We start from the raw sequence: 20,540 nt of genomic DNA on the forward strand, positions 1-20,540 counted from the left end.
CACCGGCGTGGCAGCCGGCGCAACCCCCCACGCGGAAGGCGTGTTTGTCCGCCCGGTAGCGATTTGATGCGCTCCGTACGAACGACCCCACTGAAATTACACGTGTGTTATACGTGCGTCGTCAAGCCGAACCTGCTAAGTGGAGTCACCCTTACCGCGTGCCCGGACGACTGTGGAGTCATCGCGGTCTCGCAACCTGCCCTATCGATTCAGACCCGGCAGGGGTAACGCCCCGCTCGGCGAGTTGCGTCAGATATCGGCGTTTCGCGCCCGGCGCGCCCTGTGGCGTCCCGCTTACGAGTGGTATCCGTGGGCCGCTGGCCGGAACGGTCAACCGGCGTGCCCGTAGACCGTGGTCCGGCGTCGGGCCTGCCGCCCGGCCGCCGCCGCGATCCGCTCGAGCTGGGCGACGGTACGGGCCGAACCATGATCCGATCCCGCCATCCGGGAGATCGTCTCCTCCATCAGCGTGCCGCCCAAGTCGTTGCAGCCGCCCCGGAGCAGTTCCGCCGTCCCGGAGTCGCCGAGCTTGACCCAGGAGCACTGGATGTTGGCGATCCGCCCGTGCAACAGCAGCCGGGCCATGGCGTGCACGATCCGGTTCTCCCGCCAGGTGGGACCGGGCCGGGCGATCCCGGCGAGGTAGATCGGGGCGTTCGTGTGTACGAACGGCAGGCCGACGAACTCGGTGAACCCGCCGGTACGGTCCTGCACCCCGGCCAGCACCCGGAAGTGTCCCAGCCACTGCCGGGGGTGGTCGACGTGGCCGTACATCATCGTCGAGCTGGACCGGATGCCCAGCTCGTGCGCGGTGCTGACCACCTCGACCCAGGTGGCGGCCGGCAGTTTGCCCTTGGTGAGCACCCAGCGCACCTCGTCGTCGAGGATCTCCGCCGCCGTTCCCGGGATGGTGTCCAGGCCAGCGTCGCGCAGCTCGGTGAGCCAGTCCCGGACCGGCACGCCCGCCTTGGCGGCACCGGTGACGATCTCCATCGGTGAGAAGGCGTGCACGTGCATGCCCGGCACCCGGGTCTTGATCGCCCGGACCAGCTCCGCGTACGCCGAGACCGGCAGCTTGGGGTCGATCCCGCCCTGCATGCAGACCTCGGTGGCACCGGCCGCCCAGGCCTCCTCCGCCCGGTCGGCGACCTGCCCGGCCGAGAGCCGGTACGCGTCGGCGTCCCGCTCCCGCTGCGCGAACGCGCAGAACCGGCAGCCCACGTAGCAGACGTTGGAGAAGTTGATGTTGCGGTTCACCACGTACGTCACGTCATCGCCGACCGTCGCCCGGCGGACGTCGTCGGCGATCCGGCACACCTCGTCCAGGGCCGCCCCCTCGGCGGCGAACAGCGCCAGCGCCGCCGCCTCGTGCCGGGGCTCCAGCAGCGCGGCCGGATCGTCGGCGGCCAGCCGCAGTCCGGCGCGCAGGTCGCGGTCACCGTCGGCCGGGACCCCGCCACGCAGCACTGGGGGCTGCCCCCCGGACGCCGGTACGGGAACCGCTCCGGGAATCCGGGCGCCGACCTCGGCCCAGTCGCCGTAGACCTGGTCGAAGTCGCCGCGTCGGTCACCGGTCCGCCCGGTGGTGTCGATCGTGGCGTGCAGGTCGACCCGACCACCCGGCACGAAGGCGTCGTCCGGCTCCTGCCAGGGACGACCGGTGGGACGCGCCTGCGCGACGCCCAGCCCGGTGACCGGGTCGGCGAGCGCGGCCACGTGGGCGGCGAGCCGGGGGTCCAGCCACGGGTCGCCGCGCCGGACGTACTCGGGGTAGATCGTCAACCGCTCCTGGAGGGTGAACCCGGCGGCCCTGGACCGGGCCGCCAACTCGTCCAGGTGCGGCCAGGGGCGCTCCGGATTGACGTGGTCCGGGGTCACCGGCGACACGCCACCCCAGTCGTCGATGCCGGCCCGCAGCAGGAGGTCGAACTCCCCCTCGATCAGGTTCGGCGGCGCCTGGATCCGGGCTCCCGGGCCCAGCAGGATCCGGGACACCGCCACCGTGGCCGCCAGGTCGTGCAGCTCCGCGTCGGGCATCCCCCGCATCGCGGTGTCCGGCTTGGCCCGGAAGTTCTGCACGATGACTTCCTGGATGTGGCCGTACTCCCGGGCACTGCGCCGGATCGCGAAGATCGAGTCGACCCGCTCGGCGGGCGTCTCACCGATGCCGATCAGGATGCCGGTGGTGAAGGGCACGGAGACCCGCCCGGCGTCGGCGAGCACCCGCAGCCGCACCGCGGGTTCCTTGTCCGGCGAGCCGTAGTGCGGGCCGCCCGGCTCGGACCAGAGCCGGGTCGCGGTGGTCTCCAGCATCATGCCCATGCTCGGCGCCACCGGCTTGAGCCGTTGCAGCTCCGCCCAGGAGAGCACGCCGGGGTTGAGGTGCGGCAGCAGGCCGGTCTCCTCGAGCACCGCTATCGCGCACGCCCGCAGGTAGTCCAGGGTCGAGTCGAAGCCCCGCTCGGTCAGCCACTCCCGGGCCTGCGGCCAGCGCTCCTCCGGCCGGTCGCCGAGGGTGAACAGCGCCTCCTTGCAGCCCTGCGCCGCACCCGCCGCCGCGATCGCCAGCACCTCGTCCCGCTCCAGGTAGGCGGCGGGCAGCCGGTGCGGCACCGTGGCGAAGGTGCAGTAGTGGCAGCGGTCCTGACAGAGCCGGGTCAGCGGGATGAAGACCTTCTTGGAGAAGGTGACCACCCCGGGGCGGCCGGCATCGACCAGCCCGGCGTCGCGCACCCGGCCGGCGATCGCCAGCAGGTCGTCGAGAAACTCGCCGCGCGCGGCGAGCAGCGCCGTCGCCTCGTCCGGGTCGAGGGCCCGGCCGTCCGCCGCCCGACGTAACGCCCGGCGCAGGCTCGCGGTGGTCGGTGCCCCGTCAGTCCCATCAGCCACTCGTGCAGCCTAGGCCGTGGAACCGACGGGACGGTGGTCGGCGAGCCCCCGCAGGGGGCCGAACTCGGGTGGCAACGGTCACAGCCGTCGGGAGGATGGCCCTGGCGCCCACCCTCCCGATCGGCTCACGGCTGGTGTGGCTGGGTCGGGTCGTCGTCCCGGTCGGCCGGTGGCGGCTGGGTACCCGCCGACGGCTGCTGGCTGGCCGGATTGATCCGCTGCGTGCGGTCGGCGGTGCGCTGCGGGATCACCTGGGTCCGCCCGGCCTCCTCGTCCTCGTCCGGCTCGGGTACGGCCGACGGGGCGGGACTGGCCGACGGGGCGGGACCGGCCGACGGGGCGGGGGACGGCGGTGCCGAGACGGGGCCGGCGGGCGTGGTGCCGGACCCCGGCGCCCCGAACGGAGCGGCCGGCGGTGCGGACGCGGGCGGGGTGGAGGCCGGGATACCGGAGATTGGCTGGCCGGAGACGGGCTGGCCGTACGCGGTCGGCTGGCCGTAGCCGCTGGGCTGCGGGTACCCGGCCGGCTGGCCGTACTCGGTGGGCTGGCCGTAGGCCGTCGGCTGGCCGTAGGCGTTCGGGTCGCCGCCCTGGCCCTGGGGGTAGCCGGCCGGCGGGTAGCCCGGCTGGCCGTACGGCTGCTGACCGTACGGCGCCTGGCCGTAGGGGTGCTGCTGGCCGTACGGCGCCTGCCCGTGCGGCTGGGGCTGGCCGTAGACACCGGGCTGCGGCTTCGGCTTGGGTACGTAGAAGAGCGCCCGCCACACCCGGAAGACCACGAAGGCCGCGACGGCGAGCAGGGCGAAGGCGCCGACCATCAGCAGGGTTCCGCTGAACGCCCGTCGGAACTCCGCATCGGCCAGCAGGCTGGTGAGCCCGGCGAGCAGCGTGATCACGCCGAACAGCGCGGAGAAGGCGTACTCGCCGAGCGCGACGAGGGTGATCAGGCGGGCCTGGCCGACCACCGGCTGGATGTGCGTCGCGAGCAGCACGGCGAGCACCGGAAGCACGGTCTGCTCGATGCCCACGAAGGAGTAGTAGGCGCTCAGGGAGCGGTCGCCGAAGTCGGAACCCTCCCAGCCACCGAAGAACAGCTCGATCATGCCGCTGAACAGGAACAGGGCGTTGGCGCCGAGCAGCACCAGCGCGATCAGCTCGCGTAGCGGCTTGGTTGTCTGGCTGGCCTGCGGCGCGTCGGTCGGCGCGGGCCCGGGCTGGCTGGTCAAAATTCCCCCTCAGGCAGTTTACGGACGGTGGCGACGCCTGAGCCTAGTCGGCCAACCCGCCCGCCGCCCGCACAGAGCGGATGGGCGAGGATGGGGAACATGCGCATCGTGGTATTGACCGGGGGCATCGGCGGCGCCCGCTTCCTGACCGGCGTCCGCGCGTACGCCCGTCAGGTCGGCGCCGAGGTGACCGCGGTGGTCAACGTCGGGGACGACGTCCTCCTGCACGGACTGAAGATCTGTCCGGATCTGGACAGCGTCATGTACACCCTCGGTGGTGGCGCGGACCGGGAACGGGGCTGGGGACGGGCCGGCGAGACCTGGACCGTCAAGGAGGAACTGGCCGCGTACGGCGCGGAGCCGACCTGGTTCGGTCTCGGTGACCGGGACGTGGCGACCCACCTGGTCCGCAGTTCGATGCTGGGCGCCGGATATCCGCTCTCGGCGGTGACCGAGGCGCTCTGCGCACGCTGGGAACCGGGCGTACGACTGCTGCCCGCCACCGACGACCGCCTGGAGACCCACGTCGTGGTGAGCGGAGCCGACGACGGTACGACCGACACCCCGGACGCCCAGCGCGCCATCCACTTCCAGGAGTGGTGGGTACGCCACCGGGGCGCACTGCCCACCCACCGCTTCGTATTCGTCGGCGCCGAGGCGGCCAAGCCGGCGGCCGGGGTCCTGGACGCGCTGGCCGAGGCCGACGTCGTCCTGCTCGCCCCGAGCAATCCGGTGGTGAGCATCGCGCCGATCCTCGCCGTGCCGGGGATCCGGGACGCGCTGGTCGCGGGCACCGCGCCGGTGATCGGAATCTCCCCGATCATCGGTGGCGCCCCGGTACGTGGCATGGCCGACCGCTGCCTGGCGGTGCTCGGGGTGCCCTGCACCGCGGCCGGGGTGGGCGGGCTCTACGGTCCTCGCTCCGGCGGTGGCATCCTGGACTCCTGGCTGGTGGACACCACCGACGCCGGTGCCGAGGTCCCGGGCCTGACCGTGCGGGCGGCACCGCTGTGGATGACCGACGAGGCGGCGACCGTGACGATGGTTCGGACCGCGATGGAGCTCCGATGAGACTAGAGGTGTTACCCGTGCTCGGCCTCGGCGACATCATCGAGGGCGACGACCTGGCGGCGCTGATCTCGACCGCCGCGCCCTGGCTGCGCGATGGCGACGTACTGGTGGTGACCAGCAAGATCGTGTCCAAGGCGGAGGGCCGGGTGGTCGACGTACCGGTCGACGGGCCGGAGCGGGAGGCGGCCCGGACCGAGATCCTCGCCGGGGAGACCGCCCGCCCGGTGGCCCGGCGTGGCTCGACCCGGATCGTGCAGACGCACCACGGTTTCGTGATGGCCTCCGCCGGGATCGATGCCTCCAACGTGGACCGTTCGCGGTTGGTACTGCTGCCCAAGGACCCGGACGCGTCCGCCCGGGGGCTACGGGCCGCGATCCGGGAGCAGCACGGCGCCGACGTGGTGGTCATCGTCTCGGACACGATGGGACGCCCGTGGCGCAACGGGCTCACCGACGTGGCGCTCGGCGTCGCCGGCATGCCGGCGGTCCGCGACCACCGGGGCGAGGTCGACCCGTACGGCAACAAGCTGAGCATCACCCAGATGGCCGTGGTGGACGAGTTGGCCGGCGCGGGGGAACTGGTGAAGGGCAAGTGCGACCAGGTGCCGGTCGCGGTGATCCGCGGTTACCTGAACGCCGCCGACCCGGACGACGGTGCCGGCGCGGCGACCCTGGTCCGGGACGCCGCGCACGACCTCTTCGCGTTGGGCACCGCCGAAGCACGGGCGGAGGGGCTGCGCGCCGCCGCCGTCCTCGGCGACTCGACTCCCACGCCCGGCCGGTGGGCCGCCGGTCCGGACGAGCCGACCGGGATGCTCGACGTCACGGCGGTGAACCGGGCGATCGGCACGGTGGCCGGGGTGGTCGCCCCGGGCACGGTCTTCACCCTGGTCACCGACGAGCGGGTACGGGCCCGGCTCGCCGGTACGGCGCCGACCGGACCGTCCGGCGCCACCGCGATGATCGACTGCTGGCCGCCCCGCCCGCCCGTACCGCGCGGCACCGATCCGTACGCCGCCGGCCGGAACGTGGTGGATCCCGGCGCGCTCATCCGGTTCGGTGCCGACCTGCACCGGCTGCGTGCCGCGCTGGCCGCCGAGGGCGTCGACTCGGCCGTACTTCCGGCACCCGCCGACGGCGGCGGAGCGACCCTGGTGGTCACCGGCCCCCCGGCCCCGGCCGTCCCGCCACTCTGACCCCCGCCACTCTGACCCCCGCCGGTCCGGCCCCGCCTGGTCGCCCGTCGCCAGCGTGATCCCGCCCGGTCGCCCACCGCTCGCGCCGGACGGACGGTGCTGGTCAGCCGTCCAGCATCGCGCGGCCGAGCGGGGTCAGGGTGTGCAGCACGGTGTTGCGGTCCCGGTGACTGACCAGCAGCCCCGCGTTGCGCAGCACGGAGGTGTGCTGGCTCGCGGCGGCCGGCGAGATGTGCAGCCGGCGGGCGACCTCCCCGGTGGAGCAGCCGTCGCCCACCACCTCCAGGACCCTCGCCCGGGTACGCCCGATGAGCGCCGCCAGCGCCGCCTGCCCGCCACCCTGCCCGACCGCCGCGACGGGACCGGCGCCCTCGCCCGGGGCCGGGGTCAGGCCGCCCAGCCGGTCGACCGGGTAGACCAGGACCGGAGGCAACTCGGGGTCGACCAGGGTCACCGGGATACGGGCACAGAAGAACGACGGCACCAGGAGCAGCCCTCGCCCGTCGAGGTGCAGTTCCCGGACGACGGGATAGTCCGGCACCTCGAGCACCCCGGAGTCCCAGCGCATCGCCGGGCGTAGGCTGGCCAGCAGTCCTTCGGCGCCACCGTCGAGCAGCGCCCGGGCCCGACGGCTCCGGTCCGCCTCCACGGCCGCCTGGATCCGCGCCCAGTACGGCTCGATCGCCGTCACCTGGTAGGTCCGCATCGAATCGGTCAGGTGCCGCAGCACCTCGCCGTCCCCCCGGGCCAGGGCGTTCGCCGAACTGGGCAGCGACAGCGGGTTCTCCACGGCGAGAACGTTCAGGTCCCGCTCCAGCGCGGTGATCGGCGTGGACCGGATGGTGTCCAGCCCCGCCTCCAGCCCGTGCAGGCTCTGGTACGGGGTCAGGAAGTCGGGAAAGTAGCCACGGGGCGGGTTGAGTGCGAGCAGCAGCCGTAGCTGGCCGAGCACGCTGTCCCGGCGGAGCCCGCCCGACACGTCACGCCGCCAGCCGGCCATCACCGGATCGCGGCTCCGGCCCTGCAACAGGTGCAGGCTGAGGACAAGCTCCCAGACCTGGTCGGCGGCAGGGGCGACGCGGGTCCGGGCGATGTCCTCGCTGGAGAAGAAGATTCTCAGCATCGCACGCACTCCCGAGTCGCCGGATGAGGGTGCCCGGCAACCCGTCGAACTCTACCCCGGTGCCATCTATCTCTGTCTTTCAGCTCTGGCTGAAAGACCTCGACGGCCAGCGGACCCACCGGGCATGCTCACTGTGCCGCTATCGGGGTCACCGGCGTCTTCGACGCTGGACCGGCCCCGCGGTGTGCCGGGGTAGGGGGAGGAATGCGGCACCCGGACGGTCCCAACGAGGGTTCGCGGCCCTTTCATCCGCGAAGGGTGCCGTCCGGGTAGTCGCTTTCCGCAGCATGCCGATCCCCCACCGCGATCCAGAGCGCGACCCGGTGATCCTCGTCGGTCACGTAGTACCGGGAACCGTCCAGTTCGGTCAGACCCTCCACGTTGTGCAGCGGCGCGAGGTCCGAGACCAGCTCACCGGCCAGCACCGGGCCTTCCTGACCCGCGACCCACCGGAACCGCACGTGTCGACTGGTGACGTCTCCCCCGGTGGGGTGCTCGTCGAGCAGCACCGAGCCCTTGCCGAGTGCGTCGATCGAGCCGATCACGGCGTCGTACGAGCCGTCGTCCCGGGACGAGAGCCCCCGGAACCCGGTGAGTTCGCCGGGCCGGGTCACCCCGGTCACCGCGTACGCCCCGACGACCCGGGGCCAGGTCCGCCGGTCGAACATCCCAGCCAGGTCCGCCACCTCGACGACGATCGGTTCGCCCCGGTCGGTCACCGGGAAGCGCAGCCCGAGCAGCAGGGTGCCGGCCGGGGTGAAGGCCGCCGCCTCCACGTTCACCGGCAGGTCGTTGTCGGCCAACCGGCTCACCCAGGTCTTCGCCCGCGCGGTACCCCGGTCCCGGGTGGCGACGATGAACCGGTGCCGAACCTGCTCACCGGGCGGTAGCACGGTGATGCCGGCGGCCACGATGGCGTCGTTCACGGCCCGATGCAGCCGGAACTGGTTGCGTACCACGTGCAGCCGGGGCACCGGGACGACCGCGTCGGCCTCCCGGAACCGCGCCACGAAGGCGCGACGGGGACGCAGCGGTCCGCGCTTCGAGCCGAAGTGCGAACCGAGCACGTAGATCCACTCGCCGTACCGGGCCAGCGCCTCGCCGTCCTCGGTCCGGCCGTTCTCCGCACCGGCGTCCATCGGCAGGTGGTGGGTCACCCACCCGCCGTCGTACCGCTCGATCAGCAGGGCCAGGCAGTGCTCGACCGACCCCTCGTCGAGCACCGTCCAGAAGGCACGTCGTGCGCCGTGCGCGGCGAGCAGCGCGGGCGAGCGTACCGGCAACAGGTCGCTCGCCTCGTTGCCGGCGACGCCGAGTTCGACCGTACGCAGGGGGCGGGTCATAGGATCATGTTACGAGTCTCGCCTAGGGTGACCGGTGTGCTGGACGCCCTGTACGACGACGCATTGACCCTGCTCACCGCCTGGCAACCGCCGACCACCGGTGCGGCCGGCGCCCTGGACCGGACCCTCCGACTGCTTCACGACGGCGGGCCGGTGGCGATGACCCGGGAGCACCGCCCCGGTCACGTCACGGCCAGCACGCTGGTGCTGGACTCGACCGGCGGCCGGGTGCTGCTCTGCCTGCACGGGCGCTTCCGCCGGTGGGTGCAGCTCGGCGGGCACTGCGAGGCCACCGACCCGACCCTGGCCGGCGCGGCGCTGCGGGAGGCGACGGAGGAGTCCGGCATCGACGGGCTCTGGCTGGACCCGGTACCGATCGACCTGGACATCCATCCGGTGCCCTGCGGCGGCGGCTCCCTGCACCACGACGTTCGGTTCGCCGCGATCGCCCCGGCGGGCGCGGTCGAGCGGGTCAGCGCCGAGTCGGTCGAACTCGGCTGGTTTCCGCCCGACGGGCTGCCCGAGCCGCTGGCGGGCGCCACCGAGCAACTGGTGGCGCCGGCACTGGCGGCGTTCAGACGTAGTTCTCTTCGCCCCGCTCCTTGAGCTCGTCGACCAGCTTCTTGACGTCCTGGGCCCGGTCGCGGGGGCAGACCAGCACCGCGTCCGGGGTGTCCACCACGATCAGGTCCCGGACGCCCAGCGCGGCGACCAGCCGGCCGGACTGCGGCACCACCACCAGACGCTCACAGTCCCGGAGCAGGACGCCGGGCTTCGGCTCGACCTGCTCGGCACCGAGCACCACGTTGCCGGCCTCGTCGGCCGGCAACACCTCGCCGAGCGTGTCGAAGTCGCCGACGTCGTTCCAGCCGAAGTCGCCCGGCACGGTGGCGACCCGCCCGGCCGTGGCGGCACCCTCCATCACGGCGTAGTCGACGGAGATCTTGGGCAGCGTGGGCCAGACGGTGCCGAGCACCTCCTCCCGCTCGGGCGTGTCCCAGGACTGCGCGATGGTGGTGAGCCCGGCGTGCAGCGCGGGCTGCTGCCGAGCCAGCTCGGTCAGGAAGACGTCGACCCGCCAGACGAACATGCTCGCGTTCCACAGGTGCCGACCGGAGCGCAGGTACGCCTCGGCGACATCGGCCGCCGGCTTCTCCTTGAACTCCTCGACCCGGCGCAGCGGGCCGGAGCCGAGCAGCTCGCCGCACTGGAGATAGCCGTACCCGGTCTCGGCCCGGGTGGGTTTGATGCCCACCGTCATCAGCAGGCCCTGCTCGGCACCGCCGACCGCCTCCCGCACCGTCGCGGCCCAACCGTCCGGGTCGCCGATCAGGTGGTCCGCCGCGAACGAACCCATCACCGCTTCCGGCTCGCGCAGCGCGATCACCGCGGCGGCCAGCGCGATCGCCGCGCAGGAGTCCCGGGGCGAGGGCTCGACCAGGATGTTCTCCTCGGGCAGGCCGGTCAGTTGGCGGGCGACCGCGGCCACGTGCGCGGCACCGGTGACCACCATGGTCCGCTCCGGCGTGGTCAGCGGCCCGAGCCGGTTGACCGTTGCCTGCAACAGCGAGTCGCCGGTGCCGGTGAGCGGATGGAGGAACTTGGGATGACCGGCACGGGACAGCGGCCACAGACGTGTACCGCTACCGCCCGCCGGGATGACGGCGAAGAGCATCAGCACATCATGCCGGACACGTGTGCCCGATCACTCCGGCTTGTCGCGACGGTATGCGATCAACCCGGCACGGAAAGCAACGAAAGCCTCGCTGACCTGGCAATATCCCGATGATCATGCGCGAGCCCGGCTCCACGCCGCGATGTGCACCTCGGCGCTCGACTCCCAGGTGAACTCCTTGGCCCGGTCGAAGCCCGCCTTCGCCAGCGAGAGGCGCCGCGACTCGTCGTCCAGCAGCGCGCCGAGATCCGTCGCGATCTGCTGCGGGTCCTCGCTGGTGTAGGCGACCGCGTCGCCGCCCACCTCCGGCAACGACAGTCGCGGCGTGGTCAGCACCGGTGCGGCACAGGCCATCGCCTCCAGGATCGGCAGGCCGAAACCCTCACCGTAGGACGGGTAGGCGGCGACCAGCGCGCCACCGAGGAAGCCGGGCAGGTCGGCGTAGCGCAGGTAGCCGGGGCGCAGCAACCGCAGGTGCGCCGGTACGTCGGCGACGGCCCGGTCGATCTCGTCGTCGTGACCCTGGCCACCGGCGATCACCAGGGCCGGCGGGGCGGCCCGGTCCTTGACCGCGAGGACCCAGCCACGGATGAGGTTGGGCACGTTCTTGCGCGGCTCCTTGGATCCGAGGAACGCCACGTAGCTGTTCGCGCCCAGACCGAGGCGGGCGCGTACCCGCGCCTTCTCCTCGTCGCTCGGCGCGTGGAACGCCGCCTGGTCGACCCCGTGGTACGCCACGTCGATCCGGGTCGGATCGGCATCCAGCAACCGGATCAACTCGTCCCGGGTCGCCTTGCTGGGCACGATCACCCGGTCCGCCCGACGCAGCGACGTCTTGATCGCGCTACGGAAGAAGGTCCGCCTGGACTTGTCGTAGTGCTCGGGCTCGGTGAAGAAGGTGGCGTCGTGCACGGTGACGGTCACCGGACAGCCGGCCCGGAGCGGGCAGGTGTAGAACGGCGAGTGCAGCACATGCGCGCCGACCTGCTGGGCGAGCAGCGGAAGCCCGGTCTGCTCCCAGGCGAGCCGCGCCGGCCGGTGCGCCACCGCCGCCGGTGCCGGGATCACCTCCGCCGCCGGCAGCATCCGGGCGTACCGCTCACCGTCCGTGCGCAGCGCGACCACGACCAATTCCAGGCCCGGTCCGATGACCTTGCCCAGGGCGCCGAGCAGCCCGTCGACGTATCTACCAACGCCGCCCCGGTCGGCGGGCACGCTGGTGGCGTCAATGAGCACGCGGGGCGGACGACCGGCGGTCACTGGGCGACTCCTCGAAATGGTGTGGTGTGGGGAACAACACTGGATCCAAGCCTACGCCGCGCCCGCCCGAGCGCGTCGACTGCGACCCGTCGGGCAACTGTCTTTCCGGTGACTCAAATGGTTCGCGGGTGTCGGCGGTCACGGTGGGTACCAGAACCGTACGAATCAGGTACTGACGACCGCAGATGCTCCGCCACCGGCCGTCCGGGTCGGTATCGTCGCGGGCGATGACCGAGAACATTGCCGGGATCTTCGCCGCCGCGATCGCCGCCGACCCGACCCGACCCCTGCTGACCTGGTACGACGACGCGACCGGCGACCGTACCGAACTCTCCGGGGCGACCCTGGCCAACTGGGTCGCCAAGACCGCCAACCTGCTGGTCGACTCGGCCGGGCTGGCGCCGGGTGACTCCGCCGGGGTGCTGCTGCCACCACATTGGCAGACCGCCGCCGTCCTGCTCGGCTGCTGGTCGGCCAAGCTGGAGGTGACCGGGGGCCGACCCGGCGAGCCGGCGAGCCGCCCGGTCGACGTGCTCTTCGCCGCCACCGACCGGGTCACCGAGGCGGCGGCCTGGTCGGCCGGCGACCGGTACGCCCTCGCGCTCGCCCCGCTCGCCGCCCCGGTACGCGACCTGCCGGCCGGTTTCGCCGACTACGTGATCGAGGTACGCGGACACGGCGACCACTTCAACCCCGACCCGCAGGACGGCCCCCAGGACGCCGCGCTCGCCGCTCGGGCCGCCCAGCGGGCCACCGAACTCGGCATCGGTGCCGGCGACCGGGTGCTGGTCGACGCGGCCCGGTACCCGGACCCGGTGGACTGGCTGCTCGCCCCGCTGCACGCCGGGGCCAGCCTGGTGCTCTGCGGGCACCTCGACCCCGCCCGACTTCCCGACCGGGCGACCACGGAAAAGGTCACCGTGCAACTGACCTGACCCACCGCGGCGCGCCCCTGCCCGGTCCCCGCCGTCCGGGGCCGCGCCGCCGTCCGGCCCGCTCCGCCATCCGGCCCGCTCAGCCGTCGGGCGCCACCCGCCGCTGCCCGCTACCCGGCTCCTCCGCCACGCTGCCGGGCGAACCGCTCGAAGGCGAGCAGCGACTCCGGGTTCGCCAACGCCCCGGTGGCGGCGGCCGAGTCCACCGGTGCCCCGGTGAGGATCTTCTTCACCGGCACCTCCAACTTCTTGGCCGACAGGGTCCGGGGCACCGCACCGACCTGGTGGATCTCGTCGGGCACGTGCCGGGGCGACAACCCGGTACGCAGCTCGCGGGCGATCTTCGCGGTCAGCGGCCGGTCCAACTCCAGCCCCTCGGCCAGCACCACGAAGAGCAGCAGCTCACCGGCGCCGCCCTCGTCGTCCTCCAGATGCACCACCACCGAGTCGATCACCTCGGGCAACCCCTCCACAACGGAGTAGAACTCGGCGGTGCCGAGCCGTACCCCGCCCCGGTTCAAAGTGGCGTCGGAGCGGCCGGTGATCACACAGCTCCCCCGTTCGGTGATGGTGATCCAGTCCCCGTGCCGCCACACGCCCGGATAGACGTCGAAGTACGCCTCCCGGTAGCGGACGCCGTCCGGGTCGTTCCAGAATCCCACCGGCATACTGGGCATCGGCGCGGTGATCACCAGTTCGCCGAGCTGGTCGACCACCGGCGAGCCGTCCGCCGACCGGGCCTCGACCCGGGCACCGAGACAACGGCAGGCGATCTCACCGGCCCGTACCGGCAGCAGCGGCACCCCGCCGACGAACCCGGTGCAGACGTCGGTGCCACCGGAGATCGAATCCAGTCGCAGGTCGGCGCCGACCGCGTCGTACACCCAGCGGAAGCCCTCGGCGGGTAGCGGCGCACCGGTCGATCCGACCCCGCGCAGCGCGGACAGGTCGACCAGGTCCGCCGGGCGCAACTCGGCCTTGCGGCAGGCCAGCAGGAACGGCGCCGAGGTACCGAAGTAGCTGGTCCCGGTGTCGGCGGCGAGCCGCCACAGGGTGCCGAGATCGGGCCGCGCCGGCTGACCCGGCTCGGCCGCCACCGCCGGGTTCCCGTCGAAGAGCACGATCGCCGCACCCACCGCCGGCCCGCTGACCAGGAAGTTCCACATCATCCAGCCGGTCGTGGTGAACCAGAAGAACCGGTCCGCCGGCCCGAGATCATGGTGCAACGCCAGCATCTTCAGATGTTCGAGCAGGATCCCGCCGTGTCCGTGCACGATCGGCTTCGGCAGCCCGGTGGTTCCGGAGGAGTAGAGCACGTACAGCGGATGGTCGAACGGCACCGCCGCGAAGGTCAGCGGCTCGTCCGTCTCGGCCGCCAGGTCCGCCCAGCCCAGGGCGCCGTACGGCGGTGCGGCATCCGGCTCCAGATAGGGCACCACCACCGTGTGTACCACCGACGGCAGCGCGGCCCGGAGCGCCGCCACCTCGGTACGGCGATCGACCGGCTTGTCGCCGTACCGGTAGCCGTCCACCGCCACCAGCACGGTCGGCTCGATCTGCCGCCAGCGGTCCAGCACACTCCGGGTGCCGAACTCGGGCGCGCAGGAGGAGAAGATCGCGCCGAGGCTGGTGGTGGCGAGCATCAGTACGAACGTCTCGGGAACGTTCGGGGCGTACGCCGCGACCCGGTCGCCGGTGCCGACCCCGAGCCGGACCAGACCGGCCCGGACCCGGCGTACCTGATCGCGCAGTTCGGCCGCGGTCAGGGTGACCGGCGCCCGGGTCTGGCTGTGCCCGAGCACCACCGGCGCGTCGTCGGCCAGCCCCGGCATCCGGAGCACGTGCTCGGCGTAGTTCAGGGTCGCCCCCGGGAACCAGCGCGTCCCTGGCATCCCGGCATCGACGAGCGTCGCGGTCGGCTCGGCGTACGCCTTGATCTCGAAGTAGTCCCAGATCGACCGCCAGAACCCGTCGAGGTCCGTCACCGACCAGCGCCACAGCGCGGCATAGTCGTCGAACTCGAGTCCCCGATTGGCACGCAACCAGTCCAGATAGGCGCCGACCCGGGTCCGGTCACGTACGTCGGCCGGTGGGCTCCAGAGCACCTCGCCAACCATGGTCCCGCTCCTCCCTCCCCCGGCCAGCACGCCGCTGTGCCGCCCGGTCGCCATCCTGCCGTACCCCGATCCGCAATTCTGCGCCCGGCGCCGGCCCCCGCATGCGTGCCCAACCCACATATGTGGGCATGAGGGTGTAAGGAAGGGCCCCTTCTTATCGCTTTCTGTATAGGAAGGGCCCCCGCTTAACGCCCGGCTCAGCTCACGGCGCGGTGGTCCTGGATGGCTCGGCGCTTGGCGAGGCGGTGCGCCCGGCGGATCTCCGCCTCGCGGAACCGGCGCTCGTCGACCGGCGTCTCCGGCAGGACCGGACGGACCGGACGCGGGTTGCCGGCCACGTCCACCCCGACGAAGACCAGGTACGCCGTGGCCACCACGATCGGATCGTCCTCGGCGCTGTCCCAGCGCTCGGCTACCACCCGGACCCCGACCTCCATCGAGGTCTGCCCGGTCCAGTTGACCTGGGCGTGCGCGTGTACCAGGTCACCGACCCGGACCGGCTCTGCGAAGACGATCTCGTCGATCGCGGCCGTCACCGCCGTACCGCCGGAGTGCCGGGCGGCCGAGGCTCCGGCGACGTCGTCGACGAACTTCATCAGTACGCCACCGTGCACCGTGCCGTAGAGGTTCACGTCCACCGCCGTCATGATCCGACTCAGCGTCACCCGCGAGTACGAGGTCGGCTTCCCGGCCGGCGGCAGGACGGATTGCTCGGTCACGGCGTCTCCTCGCTGCGCTCGATCATGCGGCAACGGTACGGCGCTGGCCAGGGGCCTCGCCCCGTCCCGTGACGCTGGTTACTCGGCGGTGACGGGGAGCAAGATCGAACTGCCCGGCGCTGCGCAGGCTGCCCGATCCCGCCGAAGGCGGTACGGTGCGCGGATGCGACATCTCTGGAGCTTTCTCGCCGGAGTGGTGGCGGCGCCACTTTCCTGGGCACTGATCGCGCTCGGCCAGGACGGGTCGGCCCGCACCGTCACCCGTTGGGTGGAACTCGGTACGTACAACACGGCCAACCTGATCCAGGCCGCCGTCTATCTCGGAGTCGCGGGCGTCCTGCTCGGCCTGCTCGGGACGCTGCGGGTGTCGCCGCTCGGCCCGCTCGTCGCCGGTCTGCTGCTCGTCGCCCCGTACGTCGGGCTGTTCGTCGACCCGTTCACTGTGCGTGACGCGGTGCCGACGAACTGGAAGGTCTTCGGCGACCCGCTGCCACTGATCCAGGTCCTGGACAACGGCACGATCTTCCTGATCGGCGTGTTGCTGTTGATGGCGACGTTCAGTGTCCAGCGATGGCGACGGTGGCCCCGTACGGTCACCACCGCCGCTCCGGTCGAGTCTGGTGTGGACGAGCCGACGCCGACGGACTGGTCGATGCTGAACAACCCGCCGGAGCACGACATCAACCCGCCGACCCTGGGTTACCCGGAGCCGGACACCGCCCCGCTGCCGCCGCTGCCACGCCGCGACGCCGGGTCACCGTCCGGGTCGCCGTGGTCGGCCCCGCCCCGGACCAGCGCGAAGCGCGACGACTCGGCGGACAGTCCGACCAGCTGACGATGCCCGGGGCGGGTCGTTCGGTCGATCCGCCCCGGACCAACACGGGGAGGCCGACCTTGCCCTGTGCGGGTACGGTGCCGTGAAGCGACCGGCTGAGGAGGTTGGAATGCGGCACCTTGGATCGCTGGTTCTGGGGATCGTGAGCGCGCCGATACTCTGGGTGCTGACCGGTATCGGGTGGGCCAGATTCAACTTCGCACTGAACGAAGAGTCCACCGGAGGAGCGATCCTCGGGTTCGTCGTCCTGATCGTCGCCGCCGCCCTGCTGGCCGCACTGCTACTGCCCCGATGGTCCCCACTCGGTCCGGCCGCCGCTGGCGGGCTGTTCATGATCATGGCGCTGTGGGCCTTGATCGACATCAGCTCGATCATCGAGCTGATGCCGCGAAACTTCCTCGGCACCGAGTTCGCCCTGACGATCCCGGTCGGCGCGCTCTCCGTACTGATCGCGATCCCGCTACTCGCCACCGTCGCTCTCCCGCACCGTTGGCGGGGCAACCGTCCGGCTGCCGCCCCCTATCCGGGGGCTGCCGGGCAGTCCGGATACCCGCCGTTCGCACCGCCCGGCCAGGTTTCGCCCCCCGGCCAGGTGCCCCCGGGCGGCCAGTACCAGCCAGGTGACCAGTACCAGTCCGGTGGCCAGTACCAGCCGGGTGCCCAGGTACCCGCCGGTGGCCAGTTCCCGTCCGGCGGTCCGGCCGGGCACCCGCCGAACTACGGCCCTGCGGCCAGCCCCAACTACGGCCCCTCGGCGAGCCCGAGCTACGCGCCGACGGGCCCGCCGAACTACGGCTCCTCGGTACCGCCGAACTACGGCCCGACGGCGCCGTCGCACAACAACCCGTCGGGAACGGCGCACAACACCCCACCCGGAACGCCGTACTACGGACCACCGCCGACACCGGGACAGTTCCGCACGCCCGGCCCGCAGGCCCCGGGCTCACCGATCTCGGGCCCACCGGTACCCGGGCCGCCGACCTCCGCGCCGCCGATGCCGCCGACCTTCTCCCCGCTACCGCCGCCGCCGGGCCGGCCCGGCCATCCGGGTACCGACGAGACCACCCAGTTCACCGGTGGCCCGGACGACGACGGCACGGACGGCGCGACCCGCCGACTCGGCGACGACACCCGCCCGATGTAGAAGCGGACGATTGCAGGACGACTCCAGCCGACAGCCGACAGCCGATCATCGAAACCGGTGTCCCCGAACCGGGGTCACCGGCCGTTACCTGCTCACTCGCCGAGAATGTCCTCGTACACCCCGACCTTGTAGTTGATCAGGTCCAGCGAGCGGGTGAGCTGGGCGATCTGGCTCGTCACCCGCTCACGGTGCTGACGCATCAGGGTGAGCCGTTCCGCCTCGTTCCCGGCGCCCGCCGTGACCAGTTCGGTGTACCGGCGGATCGCCGGCAGGGGCATGCCGGAGGCACGGAGGATCACGCAGACCGTCAGCCAGTCAACGTCGTGCTCGGTGTAGACGCGGCGGCCACCCCCGTCACGGCGTACGGCGTGGGCCAGGATCCCCTCACGCTCGTAGAACCGCAGCGTGTGCGCGCTGAGACCGGTCCGCTCGGCGACCTGGCCGATGGTCAGCGCGGTTTCGGAGTCGGGCATGGCGCCAAGGGTACGAGCGAGCTTGACCTAGAGCCGACTCCAGGTCATACGGTGCCGTGGTCGAAAGGAAGACGATCATGCGCTATCGCGTACTCGGCGGCACCGGCATCGAGGTCAGCGTGCACTGCCTCGGCACCATGATGTTCGGCTCGGTCGGCAACTCCGACCACGAGGACAGCATCCGGATCATCCACGCCGCCCTCGGCCAGGGCATCAACTTCGTCGACACCGCCGACATGTACTCCGGCGGCGAGTCGGAGGAGATCGTCGGCAAGGCCCTGCGGGGACGGCGGGACGAGGTCGTACTCGCGACCAAGGTGCACTTCCAGATGGGTGAGGGCCGCAACCGGAGCGGCAACTCCCGGCGCTGGATCCTCCGCGCGGTGGAGGAGAGCCTGAAGCGGCTGGGGACCGACTGGATCGATCTCTACCAGGTCCACCGGCCGGACCACACCACCGAGATCGAGGAGACCCTCTCGGTGCTGACCGACCTGGTCAGCCAGGGCAAGATCCGCGCCTTCGGCTGCTCGACCTTCCCGGCCGAGGAGATCGTCGAGGCCCAGCACGTCGCCGAGCGCCGGGCCCTCGGACGGTTCCGGACCGAGCAGCCGCCGTACTCGATCCTGGCCCGGGGAATCGAGACGTCCGTGCTTCCGGTCTGCCAGCGGTACGGGATGGGTGTGCTGGTCTGGAGCCCGCTCGCCTCCGGCTTCCTCTCCGGCAAGGTCCGCAAGGACCGCCCGGTCGACCTGTCCACCGGGCGGGCGGCGCTCAACCCGGGCCGGTTCGATCCCTCGTTGCCGGTGAACATCACCAAGCTGGAGATCGTCGAGCAGCTCGTCGAACTCGCCGACGGGCTCGGCTGCACGCTTCCGGAACTCGCCGTGGCCTTCACCGTGGCGCATCCCGCCGTCACCTCGGCGATCATCGGACCGCGCACGATGGAGCAGCTCGACGGGCTGCTCAGGGGGGCCACGCTCGCCCTCGACGACGCCACCCTGGACCGGATCGACGAGATCGTGCCGCCGGGAACGAACGTGTACCAGCCGGACGGTGCCTGGCGGTCACCCGTACTGACCGATCCGGCCCGGCGACGTCGTCCGGTGCCGGACCGCGCCGCCGCCTGAGGTCCTCGCGGAGTTCGGCGGGCCATCACGATCAGACGGCGGCGTCGAGCGGCTGCCTTGCCACGATCAGACGACGGCGTTGAGCAGCTGCCTTGCCATGACGATCCGCTGCACCTGGTTGGTGCCCTCGTAGATCTGGGTGATCTTGGCGTCCCGCATCATCCGCTCCACCGGATAGTCCCGGGTGTAGCCGTACCCGCCGAGCAACTGCACCGCGTCGGTGGTGATCTCCATGGCGGCGTCGGAGGCGAAGCACTTGGCCGCCGCGCCGAAGTAGGTCAGGTCGGGGCTGTTCCGCTCCGACCTGGCCGCCGCCGCGTACGTCAACTGGCGGGCCGCCTCCAGCTTCATGCCCATGTCCGCGAGCATGAACTGGATCCCCTGGAACTCGGCGACCGCCTTGCCGAACTGCTTGCGCTCCTTCACGTACCCCTTGGCGTAGTCCAATGCCCCCTGGGCGATCCCGACCGCCTGGGCCGCGATGGTGACCCGGGTGTGGTCCAGGGTCCGCATCGCGGTGCCGAAGCCGGTACCCGGATCACCGATCATCCGGTCCGCCGGGATCCGTACGCTGTCGAGGTAGACCTCTCGGGTGGGCGAGCCCTTGATTCCGAGCTTCTTCTCCGGCGCGCCGAAGCTGACCCCCGGATCCGACTTCTCCACGACGAAGGCGGAGATGCCCCGGGACCGCGCCGACGGATCGGTCACCGCGAAGACGGTGTAGTACTCGGAGACCCCCGCATTGGTGATCCACCGCTTGACGCCGTCGAGGACGTAGTGGTCGCCATCCCGGACCGCCCGGGTGGCCATCGAGGCAGCGTCGCTGCCCGCCTCCGGCTCGGAGAGGCAGTACGAGAACATCCCCTCGCCTCGGGCCACCTGCGGCAGGTAGCGCTGCTTCAACTCTTCGGAGGCGGAGAGCAGCAGCGGCAGGGTGCCGAGCTTGTTCACGGCCGGGATCAGCGAGGACGCCGCGCAGGCGCGGGCCACCTCCTCGATCACGATCGCGGTGGCGAGCGCGTCGGCACCGGCACCGCCGTACTCGACCGGGATGTGCGGGGCGTGGAAGTCGGCGGCCCGCAGCGCCTCGTACGACGCCTTGGGGAACTCGCCGGTCTCGTCGGCCTCGGCGGCGTGCGGAGCGACCTTGGCGTCACAGACGGCCCGGACGGCCTCGCGGACCGCCTCGTGCTCCTCCGGCAGCAGGTATGCGTCGAACGACGACTCACTGGTCATCGCGGCCCTCCCCGTTCCTCGTACCCCGGCGGCGTCCGCCTCGTGCCCTGACGATACCCGCCAGTAACGAAGGGAGGATACCCGCCAGTAACCAAGGCCACGGAACCCCCGCCCGACTCCCCCGCCCAGTAGTCACGACGGGGAGTCTCGGCGAAGTTCCCACCCCACCGA

General features: G+C 71.9%; 17 protein-coding genes. 7 read left to right on the forward strand and 10 right to left on the reverse strand.

Translation table 11 applies throughout. From position 1 onward, the window contains the following. Positions 1 to 330: 330 nt before the first annotated feature. Complete coding sequence (locus ACFP2T_RS24710) at positions 331 to 2,889, reverse strand: bifunctional FO biosynthesis protein CofGH (protein ID WP_377425329.1); 2,559 nt, start codon at positions 2,887 to 2,889, stop codon at positions 331 to 333. A 125-nt stretch (positions 2,890 to 3,014) separates the two neighbouring features. Beyond that, a complete protein-coding gene (locus ACFP2T_RS24715; protein ID WP_377425330.1) occupies positions 3,015 to 4,115 on the reverse strand; it encodes a hypothetical protein in 1,101 nt (366 codons plus the stop codon). Positions 4,116 to 4,214: 99 nt separating this feature from the next. Here ACFP2T_RS24715 and cofD point away from each other — a divergent pair, with 99 nt between their 5' ends. Both cofD and ACFP2T_RS24725 read left to right on the forward strand, forming a co-directional pair. Next, positions 4,215 to 5,186 (forward strand): 2-phospho-L-lactate transferase, encoded by a 972-nt coding sequence (cofD, locus tag ACFP2T_RS24720; protein ID WP_377425331.1) that lies wholly within the window; start codon positions 4,215 to 4,217, stop codon positions 5,184 to 5,186. Further along, positions 5,183 to 6,382 (forward strand): coenzyme F420-0:L-glutamate ligase, encoded by a 1,200-nt coding sequence (locus tag ACFP2T_RS24725; protein WP_377425332.1) that lies wholly within the window; start codon positions 5,183 to 5,185, stop codon positions 6,380 to 6,382. The genes cofD and ACFP2T_RS24725 overlap by 4 nt, the downstream gene beginning before the upstream one ends. Before the next feature lie 103 nt (positions 6,383 to 6,485). Here ACFP2T_RS24725 and ACFP2T_RS24730 read toward each other — a convergent pair whose 3' ends face one another. After that, entirely contained in the window at positions 6,486 to 7,505 is a 1,020-nt protein-coding gene (locus ACFP2T_RS24730; protein WP_377425333.1) for an ArsR/SmtB family transcription factor, read from the reverse strand. Between the two features lie 245 nt (positions 7,506 to 7,750). Further along, positions 7,751 to 8,848, reverse strand: coding sequence for a hypothetical protein (locus tag ACFP2T_RS24735; protein ID WP_377425335.1), 1,098 nt, complete (start codon positions 8,846 to 8,848; stop codon positions 7,751 to 7,753). Positions 8,849 to 8,884: 36 nt separating this feature from the next. Here ACFP2T_RS24735 and ACFP2T_RS24740 point away from each other — a divergent pair, with 36 nt between their 5' ends. After that, positions 8,885 to 9,454, forward strand: a complete 570-nt coding sequence (locus ACFP2T_RS24740; protein WP_377425336.1) for an NUDIX hydrolase — start codon at positions 8,885 to 8,887, stop codon at positions 9,452 to 9,454. Here ACFP2T_RS24740 and ACFP2T_RS24745 read toward each other — a convergent pair. Together ACFP2T_RS24745 and ACFP2T_RS24750 are read right to left on the reverse strand one after the other, a co-directional pair. After that, positions 9,423 to 10,523 (reverse strand): mannose-1-phosphate guanylyltransferase, encoded by a 1,101-nt coding sequence (locus ACFP2T_RS24745; protein ID WP_377425338.1) that lies wholly within the window; start codon positions 10,521 to 10,523, stop codon positions 9,423 to 9,425. The two genes, ACFP2T_RS24740 and ACFP2T_RS24745, sit on opposite strands and share 32 nt — an antisense overlap. 114 nt (positions 10,524 to 10,637) lie before the next feature. Further along, positions 10,638 to 11,783 (reverse strand): glycosyltransferase family 4 protein, encoded by a 1,146-nt coding sequence (locus ACFP2T_RS24750; RefSeq protein ID WP_377425339.1) that lies wholly within the window; start codon positions 11,781 to 11,783, stop codon positions 10,638 to 10,640. 227 nt (positions 11,784 to 12,010) lie between these two features. Here ACFP2T_RS24750 and ACFP2T_RS24755 point away from each other — a divergent pair, with 227 nt between their 5' ends. Continuing rightward, a complete protein-coding gene (locus ACFP2T_RS24755; protein ID WP_377425340.1) occupies positions 12,011 to 12,718 on the forward strand; it encodes a TIGR03089 family protein in 708 nt (235 codons plus the stop codon). Between the two features lie 110 nt (positions 12,719 to 12,828). Here the strand turns inward: ACFP2T_RS24755 and ACFP2T_RS24760 are convergent, their stop codons facing one another. Further along, a complete protein-coding gene (locus tag ACFP2T_RS24760) occupies positions 12,829 to 14,835 on the reverse strand; it encodes an acetoacetate--CoA ligase (protein WP_377425341.1) in 2,007 nt (668 codons plus the stop codon). 197 nt (positions 14,836 to 15,032) lie between these two features. Next, positions 15,033 to 15,554, reverse strand: coding sequence for an acyl-CoA thioesterase (locus ACFP2T_RS24765; RefSeq protein ID WP_377425342.1), 522 nt, complete (start codon positions 15,552 to 15,554; stop codon positions 15,033 to 15,035). A gap of 163 nt (positions 15,555 to 15,717) precedes the next feature. Between ACFP2T_RS24765 and ACFP2T_RS24770 the strand changes: the two genes are divergently transcribed. Further along, positions 15,718 to 16,389: a hypothetical protein gene (locus ACFP2T_RS24770; RefSeq protein ID WP_377425344.1), complete on the forward strand. Its 672-nt coding sequence runs from the start codon at positions 15,718 to 15,720 to the stop codon at positions 16,387 to 16,389. A gap of 109 nt (positions 16,390 to 16,498) precedes the next feature. After that, a complete protein-coding gene (locus tag ACFP2T_RS24775; RefSeq protein WP_377425346.1) occupies positions 16,499 to 17,533 on the forward strand; it encodes a hypothetical protein in 1,035 nt (344 codons plus the stop codon). A 92-nt stretch (positions 17,534 to 17,625) separates the two neighbouring features. Here the strand turns inward: ACFP2T_RS24775 and ACFP2T_RS24780 are convergent, their stop codons facing one another. Further along, complete coding sequence (locus ACFP2T_RS24780; RefSeq protein WP_377425347.1) at positions 17,626 to 18,006, reverse strand: MerR family transcriptional regulator; 381 nt, start codon at positions 18,004 to 18,006, stop codon at positions 17,626 to 17,628. 77 nt (positions 18,007 to 18,083) lie between these two features. Between ACFP2T_RS24780 and ACFP2T_RS24785 the strand changes: the two genes are divergently transcribed. After that, a complete protein-coding gene (locus ACFP2T_RS24785) occupies positions 18,084 to 19,133 on the forward strand; it encodes an aldo/keto reductase (protein ID WP_377425348.1) in 1,050 nt (349 codons plus the stop codon). A 66-nt stretch (positions 19,134 to 19,199) separates the two neighbouring features. On the opposite strand, the gene ACFP2T_RS24790 is transcribed toward ACFP2T_RS24785, so the two are convergent. Beyond that, positions 19,200 to 20,369, reverse strand: coding sequence for an acyl-CoA dehydrogenase family protein (locus ACFP2T_RS24790; RefSeq protein WP_377425350.1), 1,170 nt, complete (start codon positions 20,367 to 20,369; stop codon positions 19,200 to 19,202). Positions 20,370 to 20,540 lie beyond the last annotated feature (171 nt).

Origin of the sequence: Plantactinospora solaniradicis (assembly GCF_042658085.1) — a bacterium.
In the GTDB taxonomy this organism is placed as follows: Bacteria; Actinomycetota; Actinomycetes; order Mycobacteriales; family Micromonosporaceae; genus Plantactinospora; species Plantactinospora solaniradicis.

Excerpts from the sequence above, each read along its gene's own strand:
- ACFP2T_RS24775 (WP_377425346.1), top strand. The coding sequence starts at position 16,499 with ATGCGGCACCTTGGATCGCTGGTTCTGGGGATCGTGAGCGCGCCGATA.
- ACFP2T_RS24730 (WP_377425333.1), bottom strand. The coding sequence starts at position 7,505 with ATGCTGAGAATCTTCTTCTCCAGCGAGGACATCGCCCGGACCCGCGTC.
- ACFP2T_RS24725 (WP_377425332.1), top strand. The coding sequence starts at position 5,183 with ATGAGACTAGAGGTGTTACCCGTGCTCGGCCTCGGCGACATCATCGAG.
- ACFP2T_RS24735 (WP_377425335.1), bottom strand. The coding sequence starts at position 8,848 with ATGACCCGCCCCCTGCGTACGGTCGAACTCGGCGTCGCCGGCAACGAG.
- cofD (WP_377425331.1), top strand. The coding sequence starts at position 4,215 with ATGCGCATCGTGGTATTGACCGGGGGCATCGGCGGCGCCCGCTTCCTG.
- ACFP2T_RS24780 (WP_377425347.1), bottom strand. The coding sequence starts at position 18,006 with ATGCCCGACTCCGAAACCGCGCTGACCATCGGCCAGGTCGCCGAGCGG.
- ACFP2T_RS24760 (WP_377425341.1), bottom strand. The coding sequence starts at position 14,835 with ATGGTTGGCGAGGTGCTCTGGAGCCCACCGGCCGACGTACGTGACCGG.
- ACFP2T_RS24785 (WP_377425348.1), top strand. The coding sequence starts at position 18,084 with ATGCGCTATCGCGTACTCGGCGGCACCGGCATCGAGGTCAGCGTGCAC.
- ACFP2T_RS24770 (WP_377425344.1), top strand. The coding sequence starts at position 15,718 with ATGCGACATCTCTGGAGCTTTCTCGCCGGAGTGGTGGCGGCGCCACTT.
- ACFP2T_RS24790 (WP_377425350.1), bottom strand. The coding sequence starts at position 20,369 with ATGACCAGTGAGTCGTCGTTCGACGCATACCTGCTGCCGGAGGAGCAC.
- ACFP2T_RS24745 (WP_377425338.1), bottom strand. The coding sequence starts at position 10,523 with ATGCTCTTCGCCGTCATCCCGGCGGGCGGTAGCGGTACACGTCTGTGG.
- ACFP2T_RS24755 (WP_377425340.1), top strand. The coding sequence starts at position 12,011 with ATGACCGAGAACATTGCCGGGATCTTCGCCGCCGCGATCGCCGCCGAC.